Origin of the sequence: Haematospirillum sp. H1815, from assembly GCF_012102705.1 — a bacterium.
GTDB lineage: Bacteria > Pseudomonadota > Alphaproteobacteria > Rhodospirillales > Rhodospirillaceae > Haematospirillum.
The window spans coordinates 40961-58627 of sequence record NZ_JAAVTA010000006.1 but is presented as its reverse complement, the minus strand read 5'-3'; the positions used below and the strand labels follow the sequence as shown (position 1 = coordinate 58627).

The following is a 17667-nucleotide window of genomic DNA, read 5'->3' as shown; positions in this document are numbered from 1 at the left end:
CTCCATGTCTTTCCCTGACAGCGTCCCGGTCCTTCGCCCTTGCCTTCCACGGACAGAACATCTCCTTCCATGGCTGAAACAAATCGATGCAACGCGCATCTATTCCAACCACGGTCCACTGGCCAATCTGTTCCGTGCCAACCTTGCGTCCTGTCTTGGTACCCATCCTGATACGATCGTCCTTGCCAGCAGTGGAACAGCAGCCTTGACCATGGCGCTGCTGGCTTTGGATCTGCCACGGCCTTCGGCGTGCGCCGTTCCGGCCTGGGCCTTTCCGGCCTGCGCCCATGCTGTCCTGGCTGCCGGCATGGAACCTGTACTGCTGGATGTCAGCCAGAATAGCTGGACTATCACTCCGGATTCCGTGCTGGCCGCAGCACACAGCCGCCACAAGGATACCCCCCCCTTGCGCGCAGCCATGCCTGTCAGGGCCTTTGGACAACCACTGGATCCAGCAGCCTGGGAAGACCTGCAAGACAATCACAACATTGCCGTCGTCATTGACTCTGCATCAGGGTTTGACAGCCTGCGTATGACACATATCCCGCAAATTGTCAGCCTTCACGCCACCAAATGCTTTGGTATCGGGGAAGGTGGTTTTATCGTGTCACATGACGCTGCGTTCTGTTGTGCTGCTGCCTGTTGTGGCAATTTCGGGTACCTAGGGATGCGCAATGCAGAACGGATCGCGATCAATGGCAAGCTCAGCGAGTATCAGGCAGCCGTAGGCTTGGCGGCTTTGGAGGAATGGCCAGAACGCCGGTCCCGTCAATACAGCGTCGCCCAAGCCATGCGCCGTGCATTGTCCACGGTCGATGACATAAGCCTGCTTCCCGGATGGGGGCAGGAATGGATTACCTCTACATGCCTGGTATCAGCAAATCCCGATGTCATAGAAAACCTGGAGAGGGATATGGCAAGGGCACGCATTGAAACCCGGCGCTGGTGGCCATGTCCCTTGCCGGAGCAAACCGCGTTCGCATCCTTCTCGGAATACGACACGCCTGTCGCACAGCATCTGGCACGCAGTACACTCGGGCTTCCTTTTTCCGAAGACATGGATCACGAAACGATACAGCGCATCGCAAATACAGCCTGCGAACACGTCAGTCAGGAATGACCCACAGCATGAACGAGTCATATGCACCAGATACAAAAGAAGGACACCCTGACATATGTCTGCCCATCGTCGTTTGATTGACACATTTCTGCACAGCCTGAACTTACCCGAAGGCATCGATATCCATTCCCTAGCCTATCGCGCAGTACCCACGTGGGATTCTGTCGGGCATATGCAGCTAGTCGCTGCTATAGAGAATGCATTTCAATTCATGATGGAAACACAGGACATCATCGAACTATCGAGCTTTGACAAAGCCATCGAGATTCTTGAGCGGCACGGCATCGATGTATCGCGCTGATCTGTCAGGCAAAGTTGCCCTTGTCACGGGGGGAAGCCGTGGCATTGGCCAAGCCATTGCAAAGTCCTTGGCTCGATCCGGGGCACAAGTCATCATCACAGGACGACATTCCCAGGAAACCTTGGATGAAACAGCTGCGGCAATCCGCGCAGAGACAGGACAGAACTGTCATGCCCTGCTTTCAGATGCTGCCGACCCAAAAGCTGTATCCGACCTGTACAGGATAATTGATACCCGATGCAAACGACTGGACATTCTGATCAACAACGCTGGCATTCTGGACGATGCCAGACTGGGCATGATCAGTCCTGACAGTATGGAACATATGTTACGGACCAACCTGGGGTCTGCCCTCTTGAACCTGCAGACGGCCAGCCGCCTGATGCGCCGCGGAAGAAGCGGGGGTTCTGTGGTTACAATCAGCTCGATTATCGGGCTACGCGGTAATGCAGGACAGGTTGCCTATGCCTCGGCCAAGGCAGGGCTCATAGGCATGACGTTGTCTGCTGCCAAGGAACTGGGACGTGACCACATACGGGTCAATGCCATAGCGCCGGGCTTCATCGATACAGCCATGACAGAACACCTGGATGAAAAAACGCGACAAAATCACATGAACAGCATTCCGATGGGGCGGCCAGGTACACCCGATGATGTCGCCAACGCCGTTTGCTTTCTGGTATCTGATGCCGCATCGTACATTACAGGTCAAACACTGGGCATCGACGGAGGCATGGTGATCTGACGCAATAAAAGGGAAAAAGCATGCAGCGCCTGATTATTGTTGGTGCAGGCAGCCTTGGTCGTGAAGTGGCCGTGTACGCCAGCCAGTGCCCGGGCTTCCAGATTCCTGTCCTTTTTCTGGATGACACGGGGGCAAGGCCCGATATAGCGGGTCTTGCCCTGCCGCCGCCCGAGCCCATAGACCAATGGAAGCCCTTGCAGGGCGACAGGGTCGTTGTTGCGTTGGGTGACCCAGACAGCCGCCTTTCCCTTGCACAGCGACTACACGACCGGGGCGCCCTGTTCGCCCCGCCGCTTGTGCATCCGCTGGCATGGCTTGCGCCTGGAATCCAACCGGGTCCAGGTTGCATCATCGCACCATTTGTCACCATAGGAACCGGAGCCATCCTGGGGGCACATGTGCTGGCCAATACCCACGCGGCCATAGGTCATGACACCAGAATTGGCGACGGATCAACCCTTGGCCCACACAGTGTACTCAATGGGTGGGTTGAAATGGGTCACTGCGTCCTGATTGGATCAGGGGCCGTTGTAACAGCACGATGCCAGATAGGAAATCATGGGCGCGTTGCTGCGGGTTCCGTTGTCTATACACATGTCGGGCCAAAGTTAACGGCATCGGGGAACCCGGCACGGGCCTTCCCCATGCCCGCAGCAGTCGGAAAATGACAAGCCCGCCATTGTCAGATGCATGCAGGAAAGAACGTCGTTTATACCGCTATCCTGTCCAGATGAATGCACAACAACAACCGGGCAACACCTTGCCGTCATAAAAAAAGCTCGCCGCACCATGTGCCAATGCACTAGAATGCCGCGCTGTGACAGAAACTGGTAACAGAATGGTGTCGGCGTTTTTTTTTATAGCCTGCATCTTTTGTTGTTGCGTGTGACGTGTGCAAGAATAGAGGACTTTTATGGCTCGCAAACCAATAGAACTCGGACAGCGATTCAGGGGGGTTGAAAACCCGCGCTCGCTCTGGGAAGTAGAGTTCCTTTATACGGATGGCCACGGCGTTCCGCATGCCCGGTTGCGCAATCTGACAACCCGTGTGGATTCCAGAACGTACAGCTGTGATGTCATTGCTGACCCGCGCCGGTTCCGCCAGGTTGAATTGGAAACAGCCGAGTAAGATATCCCGCTGCCAAAAGAAGCGCGCGCCATATTGCAGAACTGGCGTGCGTTTTTTTATGTCTGCAGAAAAGCAACACAGGACCGCACCCGCAGAAGGCAGAACCATTAAAAGTGGTATTGATCTGGAATTATGCGCGAATAAGGTTTAGGCTCTGGCGACAGACAGTACTGATGGGGAAGTTCTGCATGTCCATACGCCTGAATCACCTACCCGCAACGATAACGGCACGGAATACCGACGCCGGGCTCAGATACCTTGAGCGCTGCCTTATGCTGTTCAAGACCATTGATCCGGATATCCCGCTCAACAGCGTGATTGTTTTCGTGCAGGCCTGCCTTGGGCACACCAAGGATGTCTGCTTCCGGGACCTTGCAAGGCAGCTGCGGACCTCAACCCCGACAATAGGACGACAGGTTGCAGTCTTGGCGGAAAGCGCTGGCGGACTGGGCCTTGTCAGAACCAAACCGGACCAGGATGATGCGCGGCGGCGTATCATCGTACTCAGCCCAAAAGGTGAGACGATCAGGGAACAGCTTGTAGACAGGCACGGCCGCCTGCATGGCTGATGCCCTGACCCGGGATCCATTCAATGCCGGAAATGTTATTTCAGGGAACCGTGGCAATGCTTGTACTTGCGCCCGGACCCGCATGGGCATCCCTCGTTCCGTGAAACCCGCCCCCACGTTTCCGGGTTGGCCGGATCACGCATCAGGGGGTGACGCAGAGGTGCATCACCAGACCCGGCCATGGCATGCGCCATTTCATGCCGGGGATGGGATTCCGGACGGCGCGGAGAACGGACACGGTCCTGAATGTCCTGCTGCGGATCAACCTGCAACTCGACCAAAGCCATGACTTGCGTCACACGTTCGCGAAGATGCACAAGCATCGCCTGGAACATTTCAAACGCTTCACTTTTGTATTCATTCAGCGGATCACGCTGGGCATAGGCACGAAGCGTAATTCCCTGCCGTAAATGATCAAGCTGCAGAAGGTGATCCTTCCAGACCTGATCCAGAATCTGGAGCAGCAGCCCGCGTTCCATCATCAGCCAGATATCATCCCCGTAACGCGCACGCCGGGCCGCCATCTTTTCCTCGACAGCCGCCAGAATACGATCGTGAAGTTCCTCCTCGGCAATCCCTTCCTCGGCAGCCCAGCCCTGTACCGGAAGATCAAGACCGAACAACCTCAGGCATTCTTCATGCAGGGTAGGCACATCCCACTGGGACGCCATTGCCCGGCGGGGGATACAGCGCTGCACAAGATCAGCAACCGTCTCGGCCCGCATCTGGGCCAGATCAGCCGATACAGTGTCACCCTGCATCAACTCGCGGCGCTGCTCGTAAATGACCTTGCGCTGGTCATTCATCACATCGTCGTACTTCAACAGATTCTTGCGAACCTCAAAGTTCCGCGCCTCGACTTTCTGCTGCGCTTTCTCCAAAGCCTTGTTGATCCATGGATGAACAATGGCCTCGTCCTCACGCAGACCAAGCTTGCGCAACATGCCATCCATGCGCTCTGACCCGAAAATCCGCATCAGGTCATCTTCCAGCGACAGGAAGAAACGTGATGCCCCGGGGTCTCCCTGACGCCCTGAACGGCCCCGCAGCTGGTTGTCGATACGACGACTCTCGTGACGTTCGGTACCAATCACAAACAGGCCACCTGCGGCAAGCGCCTTTTGCTTCTTGTCTTCCACGTCGGCACGAATAGCTGCAATACGGCGGGTACGATCAGCCTCATCGGTGACCTTGGCCAGCTCGATCGCCACACGCATATCCAAGTTGCCGCCAAGCTGGATATCCGTCCCGCGACCGGCCATATTCGTCGCAATGGTCACGGCACCGGGCACACCGGCCTGTGCAATGATATGGGCTTCCTGCTCGTGATAACGGGCATTGAGCACCTGCGGCTTGATCTTCTTGTCCTTGCGCAGAAGATCCGCAAGGTATTCAGACTTCTCAATCGAGGTGGTACCAACCAGGCAAGGCTGCCCCCGCTTGTGACACTCCGCAATCAGGTCGGCAATGGCCTTGTACTTGTCCTTGGCCATGCGATAGACCTCATCATCCTGATCATCGCGGGAAAAGGGACGATTGGAGGGGATCTCGACCACTTCCAGATTATAGATTTCCATGAACTCGCCAGCTTCGGTCATGGCCGTTCCGGTCATACCGGCCAGCTTGGGGTACAGGCGGAACAGGTTCTGGAACGTGATGGAGGCGAGAGTCTGGTTCTCGTTCTGGACAGCGACACCTTCCTTGGCTTCAAGCGCCTGATGCAACCCCTCGGAGTAGCGTCGTCCGTCCATCATACGGCCGGTGAATTCGTCAATAATGACGACCCGGCCATCCTTGACGATATAATCCACATCGCGTGAGAACAGGGCATGCGCCCGCAGAGCCTGCTGGGCGTGGTGCACAAGGCTGACATTGTTCAGGTCATAAAGCCCCCCCTCACCGAGAAGCCCGGCCTGACGCATAATTTGCTCGACAAACTCGGTTCCTTCTTCGGTAAAGGTAACAGTACGGGCTTTTTCGTCCTTTTCATAATGCTCGGGACGAACATCGCGGATCAGCCGATCAACATCGGCATACAGGCTTGTCGATGTTTCCGACGGGCCGGAAATGATCAACGGCGTGCGGGCTTCATCGACAAGAATGGAATCCACCTCGTCAACAATAGCGTAATGAAAGGACCGCTGGACCATATCCTCCAGGCGGAACTTCATGTTGTCGCGCAAATAGTCAAAGCCGATTTCGTTGTTGGTCCCATAGGTGATGTCGCAGGCATAGGCGGCCTGGCGCTCGGCATCGGACATGGCATTGACAATCACCCCGGTCGTCAGCCCCAGGAACCGGTACAAACGCCCCATCCACTCCGCATCACGACTGGCAAGGTAGTCGTTCACGGTCACAACGTGAACACCCTTCCCCGTCAGGGCATTGAGGTACGTCGGCAAGGTGGCCACCAGGGTTTTCCCCTCCCCGGTCTTCATTTCGGCAATGCGACCCTGATGCAGGACGATCCCGCCCATGATCTGGACATCAAAGTGCCGCATGCCCATAACCCGTCGGGAGCCTTCGCGTACCGTGGCAAAGGCATCGATCAGCAGATCGTCAAGGGACTCCCCCGCGGCCAGACGCTCCCTCAGCCACTGCGTACGCCCCCTCAGGGCCTCGTCAGACAAGGACTCCAGGGACTGCTCCAGCGCGTTGACAGCATCAACCGTGCCGCGCAGGGACTTTATCAAGCGATCATTGGCGGTCCCGAAAAGCCGCCGGGCAAGAGCACCGAACATTAAAAACCTCAAGACATCATGGGGCGTAACGACACAGGGACATATCGTACAAGGCCGCGACCACACATAGTGCCTGCCATCGGCAGTGTCAACGAAAGCGCGGATTTTATGCCGCCGCAAGCCTTGCCAGAAGGCGCTATCTGTGGTGTTGTACTGCCCGTTCCGGAGTTGCCTGTACACCCGGATTGTCTGGTCTGCTGTCTCCTATTGGGGTTCAAAGAGGGTTTGTCATGTCTGTTTCCTTGATTCGCGGTACGATCCTGGCCGTGGTTGTTGCCTCTGCTGCCGCTGTGGCCGCCTATTTTGCCTATGGTGACATCAGCGCCAACGAACAGGCACCAGCCAATGATCCAGTTGTAGCCACCATCGATGGCGAGAAGATCCACAGATCCGATCTGGAAAGCCTGAAGGAACAAATCACAAAGCAGGTTCCACAGCTGGCATCCGTTGATCTGGACGCCGTCTACAAGGGGCTTCTGGACCGGGCCATTGACCAGAAGCTGGTCGCGCGCGAGGCCGGAAAGACCGGTCTTGCAGACAGTGCGGATATCAAGACTCGCCTGAAAGAAGTGGAAGGAGAGCTGGTCCGCCACGCCTGGATTGCAGAAGCCATAGAGAAAAAGCTGACCGATGAACGCATCAAGGCCCGCTACGAAGAGCTGGTCAGGGATATACCCAATGAAGAAGAAGTACATGCCCGTCACATTCTGGTCGATGATGAAGGCAAGGCCAAGCAGCTGATTGCCAAGCTGCGCAAAGGTGCCAAGTTCGAGGACCTGGCCAAGGCCGAAAGCCAGAATCCAGGCCCATCCGAAGATGGTGACCTTGGGTACTTCACCCGCGCCAACGTCGTGCCGGAATTTGCTGATGCCGCCTTTGCCATGGAAAAAGGCGACATCTCCAAGGCCCCCGTAAAGACCCAGTTCGGCTGGCACATTATCCAGGTTAGCGACAAGCGCCCTGTTCAGCCCCCGAAATTCGAGGACGTAGCCAATCAGATCCGTGAGGAGCTTACGGCAAAAGTGGCAGCAGAGATTCTGTCAGACCTGCGCAAAGAAGCTGCCATCGAAGTTTTCAATGCCGACGGCAGCAAGCCAACTGACTGACAGGGCATCCTGACACAGGCCTTTGATATACCGGCGGCCCCGCCAAGGCAGCCGGTATTTTTCTTCGGAAAGCATGCCCTTTCACGCCCTATCAAGGGAAACATGGCTCAATGTCTGAAACCCACACCCCGTCCGTCATAGCAAATGCGAATCCGTGGTTCCACGACGTGGAGACAGCCGGCTGTCTTGCCCGCTTCCCGCTCGCAACCCAGAATACGCTGATCTACCCCAGCCATGCCCACGCATCGCCAGATCAAGACCTTCTGCTGACCGTGGAAAGCAAACCTGGAAAAGAACAGCTTGGACACGTTCGATTACGTTGTACAATAGATGGTCGCTGCACAATGTGGGTGGAGAACGCAACACCCCTGCTGTGTGGACAGCAGGCAACCATCGTCCTGCGGACCATCATTGATTTCGTATTCGACAGTCAGCCTGTTGCACAGATTCTGCTGAACGATCACCCTTTCAAAGCCGATGACGCACATGCAATACTTGACGCCCTTGGCTTCACACAAACACCTCAGGGCCTGATCCTGGAACGCGGCTCCTTCCGCAGCCACACAACGCGACGCACAGTTCTGGTCAGCGCAGCAGCCCTGATTGATCCGGACAACCGGATTCTCCTCCAGAAAAGACCAGTGGGTAAGCCCATGGCAGGCCTGTGGGAATTTCCGGGGGGCAAAGTCGACCCCGGGGAAACACCCGAGCAGGCATTGGTGCGGGAACTGCATGAAGAACTTGGTATTGATATTCGCACTGGCTGCCTGGCTCCGCTGACCTTTGCCAGCCATCACTATGATGATTTCCACCTGCTGATGCCTCTCTACATTTGTCGGCAATGGGAAGGAACGCCGCGCAGCCGCGAGGGACAGGAGCTGGCATGGGTTTCTCGACAAGCCCTGCGCTCCTACCCCATGCCCGAGGCCGACCTTCCCCTGATCCCAATCCTCGACATGTGGCTGTAGAACAGAGGCAAGCAATAACAGGTCAAAACAAGCCGAAAGCACATGAGGCCGCCCCGCACAGGGTTTTTAACACGCCTTGATTGTGCTAGAATGCCAAGAGCTTGGTTGCTGTCACCGCAGCCCCGACGTCGGAGGCGTACCCATGTTCCTGCGCTTGGTCCTGTCCTGTACTCTCCTTTTTCCGGTACTGACTCTTCTGCGCCTGCTGATCCAGCCAGTCCAAGCCGCCGAGACAGGGGAGCTCCAGCGTTTGGGGACTTATGGAGAATGGACCGCCTACACAGCAACGGAGAAAGGGAAAAAGCTGTGCTACATGGCAAGTCAACCCCTGAAGGCAGAAGGTGACTACATCAACCGCGGTGACATCTTTGCCCTGATCACGCATCGACCTGCCCAGAATGCCCTTGATGTGTTCCAGATTGTAGCCGGTTACACGTACAAGGATGGCAGCTCGGTTGAACTGAAAATAGGCAAGAAAACATTCTCGCTGTTCACAAGCGGGGGACGGGCGTGGGCCCACGACTCCAAGACTGACACAACCATCAGCACCCAGATCCGCAAAGGCAACGAAATGGTGATTCGGGGAACATCTTCCCGGGGCACACTTACCACAGATACATACAGCCTGAGCGGCGCTACCCAGGCATGGGAAGCCATCAGCGAGGCCTGTGGGGTCAAGAACGGCTGAAGAGCGGGATTTCCCGCTGTTAAATGCCACCTTGGCACTCAACAAGAGAATGGAAACCTCTTTATAGAATGCCCCGACAGCGCTATACAGCGAGCATGACAGACACATCCTTCATGAAAACCCCGCAGGTAGAGATCCCCGTTTCTGCCGCCGGACGCATTCCCAACAACCCCGACCATCAGGGACGCGAGGACCTGATAGGGCTTTCGCGTGAGCAACTGGCTGAGCGTTTTGCTCTTCTTGGCGAGAAGCCGTTCCGGGTCAACCAGGTCTGGAGCTGGCTTTACAATCGCGGGGTCCGGGATATTGACGCGATGACCAACATCTCGCGCGAGACCCGGGCAAAAATGCAGGATGTCTTCCATATCTCGCGCCCCTGCATCACAAGCCAACAGGATTCCGAAGATGGAACCCGCAAGTGGCTTCTGAAGTTCGGGGACAGAAATGAAGCAGAAACGGTCTACATTCCGGATCGGGACCGGGGGTCGGTATGCATCTCCACCCAGGTCGGGTGTACGCTGACGTGCCGCTTCTGTCATACCGGCACACAAAAACTGGTACGGAACCTAGGTGCAGCCGAGATTGTCGGCCAGTTCCTGACCGCACGGGATTCCTACGGTGAATGGCCGACACCCAACGAAACCGGGCGTCTTTTGTCGAACGTGGTTGTCATGGGAATGGGGGAGCCGCTCTTCAACTATGACAACACGGTCACGGCTCTGAAGATTCTGACAGACCCAGATGGCATTGCCTTGTCCAAGCGACGGGTCACCCTGTCCACATCCGGTGTTGTACCGCGGATGTATGATCTTGGCCGGGATGTCGGGGTCAACCTGGCAGTTTCGCTGCATGCTGCCCGCGATGATATTCGCGACCAGATCATGCCGATCAACAAGAAATGGCCCCTGAAGGATCTGATCAAGGCCTGCCGGGAATATCCGGCTGTATCGAATGCCCGCCGTATTACGTTTGAGTATGTCATGCTCAAAGGAATCAACGATTCCGACGCCGATGCACGCGAGCTGGCGCGTCTGGTCCGGGGCATTCCCTGCAAGTTCAATTTGATTCCCTTCAACAAGTGGCCCGGCAGTGATCTGGAATGCTCATCGTGGGACCGAATCGAGCGGTTTGCCGATATTCTGTGTGACCTTGGCTACTCGGCTCCTGTCCGTCGTCCACGCGGACGGGACATTCTGGCTGCTTGCGGGCAGTTGAAAAGCGCCAGTCAAAGAGAACGTCTGAAAAACCGCCAAACGACCGAAACGCCCTCTGCGGCCTGACTAGAAACAAGTCTCCTGCACGGGAACACGGGATAGCAGCCCCTCTTCCCGATCAGGCTTTCAGGAACCTCAGGATTCGCTTGTTCTGAGAGAGCAAGCGCGGCATGACAGCGCCAACCAAGCTGAGAATCGTCGGAGCAAGCTGGAATTCAACCTGAAGCGTCGTTTCTCCATGCACAGGACACGACCATTCCACAGTCAGGCTGGACAGTCCAAGCGTGCATGAATGGATCTGCCCGGCATCAATTGGCGGCAGACCATCACATTCCATCGACAATACAGAGAGTTCAGCATTACCCGCGCTCCTGCGGAAGGTCAGATAGCAATCCTTGGAAAGAAAAGCACAGGCCAAACCATGACCATCATCGTGCCACTCAACATCTGTGGCAACAAAGGCAAGTTCCATCTTGCACGGTTCTCCGGAAAATAAAGAAAGGGGCTCCTTCGCCCCACCTCAAATAATGTGTAAGCGCACAATATCAGCGAGACTTGAAAAGAAAAGAAGAAACGTTCACATCCGCGTGATCTCCTTTTGTTGCGCAGCAGCCGTGTTTACACATCAATACACGCCTTCACCTTGAGATGCATGAGGACATACAATACAATCACTGTGCCATTTCCAAATGGGGGAAAAACCATGGATGCACTGACAACGGCCAGCACCTTGGAAACCATGGGGCGCCTTGCAACACGCCGGAATATGATGACGTCATTTGTCCGTCAGCAAGGAAATGTTGATAAATTACTGGTCGAGACCTTGGACAAAACAAGCCAGAGGAGCGCTGTACTCTCTGCACCAGGCCCCGGTCGCGGACTAAATCTGGACGTCCTGGTCTAAGACAGGCACGTATTTCACAGCCAAGCCCGCATCAAGAAAGAAGAAAGGTACGACCTTCCTTGGCGGTCAGGTCGTACCTTTCTTGGCTTGGAAATCGTTCAGAAATCAAACATTGAACAGGAAGTGGAAGACATCACCATCCTGAACAACGTATTCCTTACCCTCCAGACGCAGACGCCCAGCCTCGCGCGCACCGGCCTCCCCCTTGCAGGCAATGTAATCCGCGCAAGATATCGTCTCGGCACGGATAAAGCCGCGCTCGAAGTCCGTGTGAATAACGCCGGCTGCCTCGGGGGCCTTGGCACCACAGCGAACTGTCCAGGCGCGCGCTTCCTTGGGACCAACGGTAAAGAAGGTCAATAAACCAAGCAGAGTGTGCCCAGCGCGGATAATCCGGGACAACCCGGTCTCCTGAAGGCCCAGATCTTCAAGGAAAGCAGCCCTCTCATCCTCATCGGACAGCTGAGCAACCTCGGACTCAATCGCCGCAGAGATCACCACCATTGCCGCGCCTTCCGCCTCGGCTTTCCCGGCAACTTGGACCGAAAACTCGTTGCCCGTTGCCGCTGCGCTCTCCTCAACGTTACAGACGTAAAGGACAGGCTTGGCTGTCAACAGCTGGAGCAAACGAAAAATTTTGCCCTCATCTGCTGAAGCAGGCACAAAGAGACGTGCAGGCTTTCCGGCACGCAACAGCTCAAGGACAGGCTCCATGACAGCCAGCTGGTCCTTGGCATCTTTCTCCCCTGAACGTGCTTTCTTTACGATCGGAACAATGCGTTTTTCCAGACTTTCCAGATCCGAGAGCATCAGCTCGGTCTCGATCGTCTCTGCATCACGAAGCGGGTCCACACTGCCTTCGACGTGTGTGATATTGTCATCTTCAAAACAGCGCAACACATGAACAATCGCGTCTGTCTCACGGATATTGGCCAGAAACTGGTTCCCGAGCCCCTCACCTCTGGAGGCTCCCCGCACCAGACCCGCAATATCCACAAACTCCAGACGGGTCGGAATCGTCTCTTTGCTCCCGGCAATCCCTGCCAGAATATCAAGGCGCTCATCCGGAACAGACACACGCCCTGTATTGGGCTCAATGGTACAAAACGGGAAATTGGCTGCCTGGGCTGCTGCCGTTGATGTCAGCGCATTGAAAAGGGTGGACTTTCCCACGTTGGGCAGCCCGACTATACCACAATTGAAGCCCATTCAGGCGCTCCCTTTATCTGTATCTTGCGTTGCCTCGCCGCCCGATATCGCGGCAGGCTTTTCTTTCTTCGGACGAGGCGGTTGGGTCGCTGTTGTAACCCGGTTCATGAACCCCGCATGGTCCCCATCAAGGATCAAATGAAAGTGCAGGGACACCGCATCAAGGAAAGGATCCAGCCATACAGAATCCGCCTTGGCAAAATCACCAAGAACCCACTTGTTGACCAAAGCTTTGTCGTGCGGCCGACCAATCCCGATACGAAGGCGCCAGTACGCATGCCCAAGGTGCGCGTCAATATCGCGCAACCCGTTGTGCCCTGCATGCCCCCCGCCCTGCTTTATACGCAAGCGCCCGGGAGACAGCTCCAGCTCGTCATGCAGCACAAGAATATTTGACAGGGGAATCTTGTAGAACCGGGCAACTTCTCCAACACACTGACCAGACCGGTTCATGAAGGTCATGGGCTTGAGCACCATCGCACGCTGACCGGCAATGCTGCCATCAGCCAACTCGCCATGGTGTTTGCTGCGCCAGGACGAAAAGGAATGGCGGCGAACCAAAGCGTCCGCCGCCATAAAGCCGACATTGTGGCGGTTTCCAGCATACTCCGCACCCGGATTACCCAGACCAACCACAAGCCACATTGCTTTTCTTCCTCTACAGGCACCCCGGAAGAATCCGGAAAATACCTTCTATTCTTCGCTGGCAGCCTCTGCAGCAACATCAGACTTCAAGCCTGAAGGTGCTGTAATGGAAGCAATGGTAAAGTCACGCTCTGTCACAGAGGGACGAACCCCTGCGGGCATTACAATGTCAGAAATATGCACGCTTGCATTCAGCGCCACATTTGACAGATCAACGCGGAACGATTCGGGCAGGTCATCTGCCTTGGCAATAACGGGAATGCTGTGACGCACAATATTCAGCACACCGCCCTGCTTCAGCCCCGGACACTTGTCCTGATTCACAAACTCGACCGTTACATCGGCATGAACCGGGGTATCGCGATTGATGCGCAGGAAATCAACATGCTGCGGCGCGTCAGTCACAACGTGAAATTGCACGTCATGGGCCAGAACACGGTGCTTTGTGCCATCCGGCATTTCCAGATCATACTGACGGCTGTAAAAACCGGACTTATGAAGGGCCGCAACAAGCTGACGCGGATCCATCTGTACCAGAACCGGAGTCTGCCTGTCGCCGTAGATGACGCCGGGGACGAGTCCCTGACGACGGACGGCGCGGGCTGCCCCCTTACCTGCCTTTTCGCGCGCTTCAACCTTGAAGGTAACAACATCAACCATGGTTGGATCTCCACAATAACATACCACGGCCAGCCTCCAGGGGTGCTGACCCGGGCCCGTCGCAAAGACGAGAATGGGGCGTCATACACCAGTCGGGCCGGCATTGCAACCGGCCCGACCCAGACTTTCCATCAGTGCAGGAAACCATAAACCATGATCATAGCAATGGAAGCAGGTGCAATAACCTTCAGCACCCAACCCCAGATAGTTGACAGCGGAAATGACAACGTACCGTCATTTGACACCTCTGCGCTGATCCGGGGCCATACAATCCAGCCTGCAAAGATACAAACAGCCAGACCGCCAGCCGGAATCATGACCTTGGTTGTCAGATAATCCAGCAGATCCATAAAGCCCATACCGAACAGAGTCATGTCGGACATGACACCAAAGGACAGGGAACTGGGAATACCGATCAGGAACGCCACCCCACCCAGCACAAGGACCGCAGTCTTGCGCGAAAGCTGCAGCTCATCCATCAGATAGGCAACCGGAACCTCCAGCAAGGAGACCGACGACGTCAAGGCAGCAAAAAGAAGCAGGACAAAGAAGGCTGTTCCAAACAGAATACCACCCGTTATTTGCTGGAAGATACCGGGCAAAGTAATAAATGTCAGGCCCGGACCAGCTCCCGGCTCAATACCGAAAGCAAACACGGCAGGCATGATAATAAGGCCAGCAAAAATCCCGACGCCCGTATCCAGAACAATGATCCACAGCGTTGAACGCTGGATATTCTGGGAACGATCCAGATAAGAGCCATATGTGATCAGGATACCAAGCCCGATCGACAACGAAAAGAAGGCCTGGGACAAGGCTGCAACCAGTGTATCACCACTGAACTTGGAGAAATCGGGCCTAAGATAAAACTCAACGCCGGCAGCAGCCCCATCCAGGGTCACAGCGCGAACGGCAAGGAATACCAGAATAAGGAACAAGGCCGGCATCAGGAACTTGTTGCAACGCTCGATTCCGGAGCCAATACCACGAAGAACAACCAGCACGGTCATCAGCATAAACAAGGCATGGTAAATCAATGGCTCAACCGAGTTACTGACAAACCCGTTGAACACACCTGTCAAATCAAGCCCCGTCTCCATAAGGGAGCCATCAACCATCTTGACAATGTAGGCCAAGGTCCAGCCACCGATAACACTGTAGAAGGTCAGCACAAGAAAGCCGGAAAGAACGCCGAGGTAACCCGCCAGTGACCATGCGCCCCCTCTCAGGTTTGCAAATGTACCAACAGGATCCTTCTGCGCAGCGCGCCCCAAGGCAAGCTCTGCCAGAATAAGCGCCGCGCCAATCGTCAAAGCAAGGACAAGGTAGGTAATGACAAATACCGCACCACCATTTTGCCCCACAAGATAAGGAAACTTCCAGACATTACCCAAACCAACTGCCGATCCGGCGGCAGCCAGTATAAAACCAAGCTTTGAGCCCCAATGCTCGCGCGTCATTATAAAATCCTTTATTTTCTGTAACCGACCAACACCCCATAGAGAGGTCGGACCCGGCTGCGCACCCGGATAACCGGTTTGTTTCTTTTTATAACCCCTTGCAAAATTGCCGGGACAACAGGGTATGCACAACAATGCAACCCAATGAAAATAGTTTTCGATTAATTGTTTTCGGTCAATCTTTTTTCTTCATAAAAAAAAAGCGGCCCTTCTACCAGAATGAGCCGCAACACAAACACTATAAGGCAGAAGTCAGTCAAACAAGCTGGACACAGACCGTTCGTCAGAAATACGGGCAATCGCCTCGGCCAAAAGAGAACTGATCGAAATAGGACGGATATTGGATGCCATACACACCGATTCCGTGGCCTGGATCGAATCCGTAACAACCATTTCCTTCAGGGGCGATGCAGCAACCCTTGCAACAGCACCACCGGACAGAACGCCATGGGTAACATATGCCGAGACGGCCGTCGCACCGGCCTCTGTAAGAGCAACAGCGGCATTGCACAGCGTTCCGGCTGAATCAACAATATCATCAACCATAATGCAGGTACGGCCACGAACATCGCCAATGATGTTCATAACCTCGGACACACCAGCCCGTTCGCGTCTTTTATCGATAATGGCCAAATCGGCATTAATACGCTTGGCCAGAAGGCGCGCACGGACGACACCACCAACGTCCGGGGACACAACCATCAAACGTTCCCCATCATATTGCTGACGGATATCATTGGCAAAAACAGGGGCTGCAAACAGATTGTCCACCGGAATATCGAAGAAACCCTGAATCTGGCCGGAATGCAGGTCAAGGGTCACAACGCGGTTGGCACCAGCCTGGGTAATCAGGTTGGCAACCAGCTTGGCTGTAATCGGCGTACGAGGACCTGTCTTGCGGTCTTGACGCGCATACCCGAAATAGGGAATGACCGCAGTAATGCGGCGCGCCGAACCACGGCGCAGGGCATCAAGGGTGACAAGCAGTTCCATCAGATTGTCATTGGCGGGATAGGAGGTCGGCTGAATAACGAACACGTCCTCCCCACGCACGTTCTCATGGACCTCAACAAAGATTTCCATATCCGCAAAGCGGCGGATACTGGCATTGGTCACATCAAGACGCAGGCAGGCCGCGATCGACTCAGCCAGCGGGCGGTTGGCGTTGCAACCCAGAACTTTCATGAAAGCAATCTCCCGCTGCAGGGCAACAGACACAGTGTCAACATACGTCCCCGCACAGCGGCTATCCCGAGAGTCCGGTTCGGGGGCGGGCGGACCATAACAACCCTGACACCTCCTGTAAACAGGGATCAGGGACCATGGTTCCCCGTTTTGTGATCACTGCGTCGTAGCGCCTCGACAGACGCTTTCCGTGAACCCAGCACATCGAGAACACCGGCACTGCCACCTTGGGCAATCAGGACCGCCAAGGCTGGAAAGCGTGTCTTCAATGCCGCATCCGGCACAACGTTCTCCTGCGTCACGGTACCGGGACTTTGGCCCGAAGAATCCTCGACACGCCACACCAGACGCACCAGGGATTTTCCATTGCCTTTGTCAGATACAGGGCGATGCGACAAGGTTCCCGTTACCGTCAACACGTCAGAACCAGGCGAAGCCACATCACCTGGTTGCTGAACCGGGATACCATCCTGACGCAAGGCAACCTCCATGGCACGCTGCAGCAGACGCCCTTGCGTGTCAGGCAAACCGCGGATAACAACGCATAACACAACATCCCCTGATCCGCCCGAAAGACCATTGCCATGAGCAGACTGGTTACCAGCCTCCCGCTCCAGAAGCGGAACCACAGCAGCAACCACGCTTGTACGATCCTGGTCGGGATTCTGGGTAACCTGTTTGATATCCACCCCATCCGGCCCCGACAGGGACCAGCTTATAGCGCCAACACCATGTTCCTCTGCCTGACCACGAAACGTATAGCCAATGCCGTGAGGGGCAAAGAAAGCCGGAATCCCGGCAACCCTGAGAGCCTGCACCATATCTTCGGCTACTTGCCGGTCCTGCAGAGCAGGAAGGCCCTTTACGGGAGGAACCGCAACACCGAAAGCCCCGGGCAACATGGCAAGGGGAGCAGACGCACCGCCGGACACATGGGAGAAGGGACGCGGCACATCTCCACAAGCTGACAAGATCATTCCTGCCAGCATCAAGGCTGATACAAGGAAACCCCGCCCCCTCATG

General features: G+C 55.5%; 19 protein-coding genes. 11 read left to right on the top strand and 8 right to left on the bottom strand.

The genetic code is table 11. The annotated features are described in order from the left end of the window. The first annotated feature begins 4 nt into the window (after positions 1-4). The 6 genes from HEQ60_RS06525 to HEQ60_RS06500 all read left to right on the top strand — a co-directional run bounded on the left by HEQ60_RS06525 (position 5) and on the right by HEQ60_RS06500 (position 3864). Positions 5-1120 carry an aminotransferase class I/II-fold pyridoxal phosphate-dependent enzyme gene (locus tag HEQ60_RS06525; RefSeq protein WP_168070757.1) on the top strand — a complete coding sequence of 372 codons (1116 nt, stop codon included), beginning with the start codon at positions 5-7 and terminating at the stop codon, positions 1118-1120. A gap of 55 nt (positions 1121-1175) precedes the next feature. Further along, positions 1176-1421 carry an acyl carrier protein gene (locus tag HEQ60_RS06520; protein WP_168070755.1) on the top strand — a complete coding sequence of 82 codons (246 nt, stop codon included), beginning with the start codon at positions 1176-1178 and terminating at the stop codon, positions 1419-1421. Then, positions 1408-2166: an SDR family NAD(P)-dependent oxidoreductase gene (locus HEQ60_RS06515; RefSeq protein WP_168070753.1), complete on the top strand. Its 759-nt coding sequence runs from the start codon at positions 1408-1410 to the stop codon at positions 2164-2166. The genes HEQ60_RS06520 and HEQ60_RS06515 overlap by 14 nt, the downstream gene beginning before the upstream one ends. A gap of 20 nt (positions 2167-2186) precedes the next feature. After that, positions 2187-2834 (top strand): acetyltransferase, encoded by a 648-nt coding sequence (locus HEQ60_RS06510; RefSeq protein WP_168070751.1) that lies wholly within the window; start codon positions 2187-2189, stop codon positions 2832-2834. 245 nt (positions 2835-3079) lie between these two features. Next, positions 3080-3295 carry a hypothetical protein gene (locus HEQ60_RS06505; RefSeq protein ID WP_066134187.1) on the top strand — a complete coding sequence of 72 codons (216 nt, stop codon included), beginning with the start codon at positions 3080-3082 and terminating at the stop codon, positions 3293-3295. Between the two features lie 188 nt (positions 3296-3483). Then, a complete protein-coding gene (locus tag HEQ60_RS06500; protein ID WP_168070749.1) occupies positions 3484-3864 on the top strand; it encodes a MarR family winged helix-turn-helix transcriptional regulator in 381 nt (126 codons plus the stop codon). 35 nt (positions 3865-3899) lie between these two features. Here HEQ60_RS06500 and secA read toward each other — a convergent pair whose 3' ends face one another. Continuing rightward, a complete protein-coding gene (gene secA / locus HEQ60_RS06495; RefSeq protein ID WP_168070747.1) occupies positions 3900-6605 on the bottom strand; it encodes a preprotein translocase subunit SecA in 2706 nt (901 codons plus the stop codon). Between the two features lie 230 nt (positions 6606-6835). Here secA and HEQ60_RS06490 point away from each other — a divergent pair, with 230 nt between their 5' ends. The 4 genes from HEQ60_RS06490 to rlmN all read left to right on the top strand — a co-directional run bounded on the left by HEQ60_RS06490 (position 6836) and on the right by rlmN (position 10647). After that, positions 6836-7711: a peptidylprolyl isomerase gene (locus HEQ60_RS06490; protein WP_168070745.1), complete on the top strand. Its 876-nt coding sequence runs from the start codon at positions 6836-6838 to the stop codon at positions 7709-7711. A gap of 536 nt (positions 7712-8247) precedes the next feature. After that, on the top strand, positions 8248-8679 hold the full coding sequence (gene mutT / locus HEQ60_RS10980; protein ID WP_416046639.1) for an 8-oxo-dGTP diphosphatase MutT: 432 nt from the start codon (positions 8248-8250) through the stop codon (positions 8677-8679). 142 nt (positions 8680-8821) lie between these two features. Continuing rightward, positions 8822-9367: an invasion associated locus B family protein gene (locus tag HEQ60_RS06480; protein WP_209315449.1), complete on the top strand. Its 546-nt coding sequence runs from the start codon at positions 8822-8824 to the stop codon at positions 9365-9367. A gap of 113 nt (positions 9368-9480) precedes the next feature. Beyond that, positions 9481-10647: a 23S rRNA (adenine(2503)-C(2))-methyltransferase RlmN gene (gene rlmN / locus HEQ60_RS06475; protein ID WP_245183813.1), complete on the top strand. Its 1167-nt coding sequence runs from the start codon at positions 9481-9483 to the stop codon at positions 10645-10647. A gap of 52 nt (positions 10648-10699) precedes the next feature. Here rlmN and HEQ60_RS06470 read toward each other — a convergent pair whose 3' ends face one another. After that, positions 10700-11053: a hypothetical protein gene (locus tag HEQ60_RS06470; protein WP_168070741.1), complete on the bottom strand. Its 354-nt coding sequence runs from the start codon at positions 11051-11053 to the stop codon at positions 10700-10702. 231 nt (positions 11054-11284) lie between these two features. Here HEQ60_RS06470 and HEQ60_RS06465 point away from each other — a divergent pair, with 231 nt between their 5' ends. Further along, entirely contained in the window at positions 11285-11485 is a 201-nt protein-coding gene (locus HEQ60_RS06465; RefSeq protein ID WP_168070739.1) for a hypothetical protein, read from the top strand. Between the two features lie 105 nt (positions 11486-11590). Here HEQ60_RS06465 and ychF read toward each other — a convergent pair whose 3' ends face one another. The 6 genes from ychF to HEQ60_RS06435 all read right to left on the bottom strand — a co-directional run bounded on the left by ychF (position 11591) and on the right by HEQ60_RS06435 (position 17666). Continuing rightward, a complete protein-coding gene (gene ychF / locus HEQ60_RS06460; protein WP_168070737.1) occupies positions 11591-12694 on the bottom strand; it encodes a redox-regulated ATPase YchF in 1104 nt (367 codons plus the stop codon). Further along, entirely contained in the window at positions 12695-13339 is a 645-nt protein-coding gene (gene pth / locus HEQ60_RS06455) for an aminoacyl-tRNA hydrolase (RefSeq protein ID WP_168070735.1), read from the bottom strand. Between the two features lie 48 nt (positions 13340-13387). Next, complete coding sequence (locus HEQ60_RS06450) at positions 13388-13999, bottom strand: 50S ribosomal protein L25/general stress protein Ctc (protein ID WP_168070733.1); 612 nt, start codon at positions 13997-13999, stop codon at positions 13388-13390. A gap of 131 nt (positions 14000-14130) precedes the next feature. Then, a complete protein-coding gene (locus HEQ60_RS06445; RefSeq protein WP_168070731.1) occupies positions 14131-15459 on the bottom strand; it encodes a sodium-dependent transporter in 1329 nt (442 codons plus the stop codon). 252 nt (positions 15460-15711) lie between these two features. Continuing rightward, positions 15712-16644: a ribose-phosphate pyrophosphokinase gene (locus tag HEQ60_RS06440; protein WP_168070729.1), complete on the bottom strand. Its 933-nt coding sequence runs from the start codon at positions 16642-16644 to the stop codon at positions 15712-15714. Positions 16645-16772: 128 nt separating this feature from the next. Continuing rightward, positions 16773-17666 carry a hypothetical protein gene (locus tag HEQ60_RS06435; protein WP_168070727.1) on the bottom strand — a complete coding sequence of 298 codons (894 nt, stop codon included), beginning with the start codon at positions 17664-17666 and terminating at the stop codon, positions 16773-16775. Position 17667 lies beyond the last annotated feature (1 nt).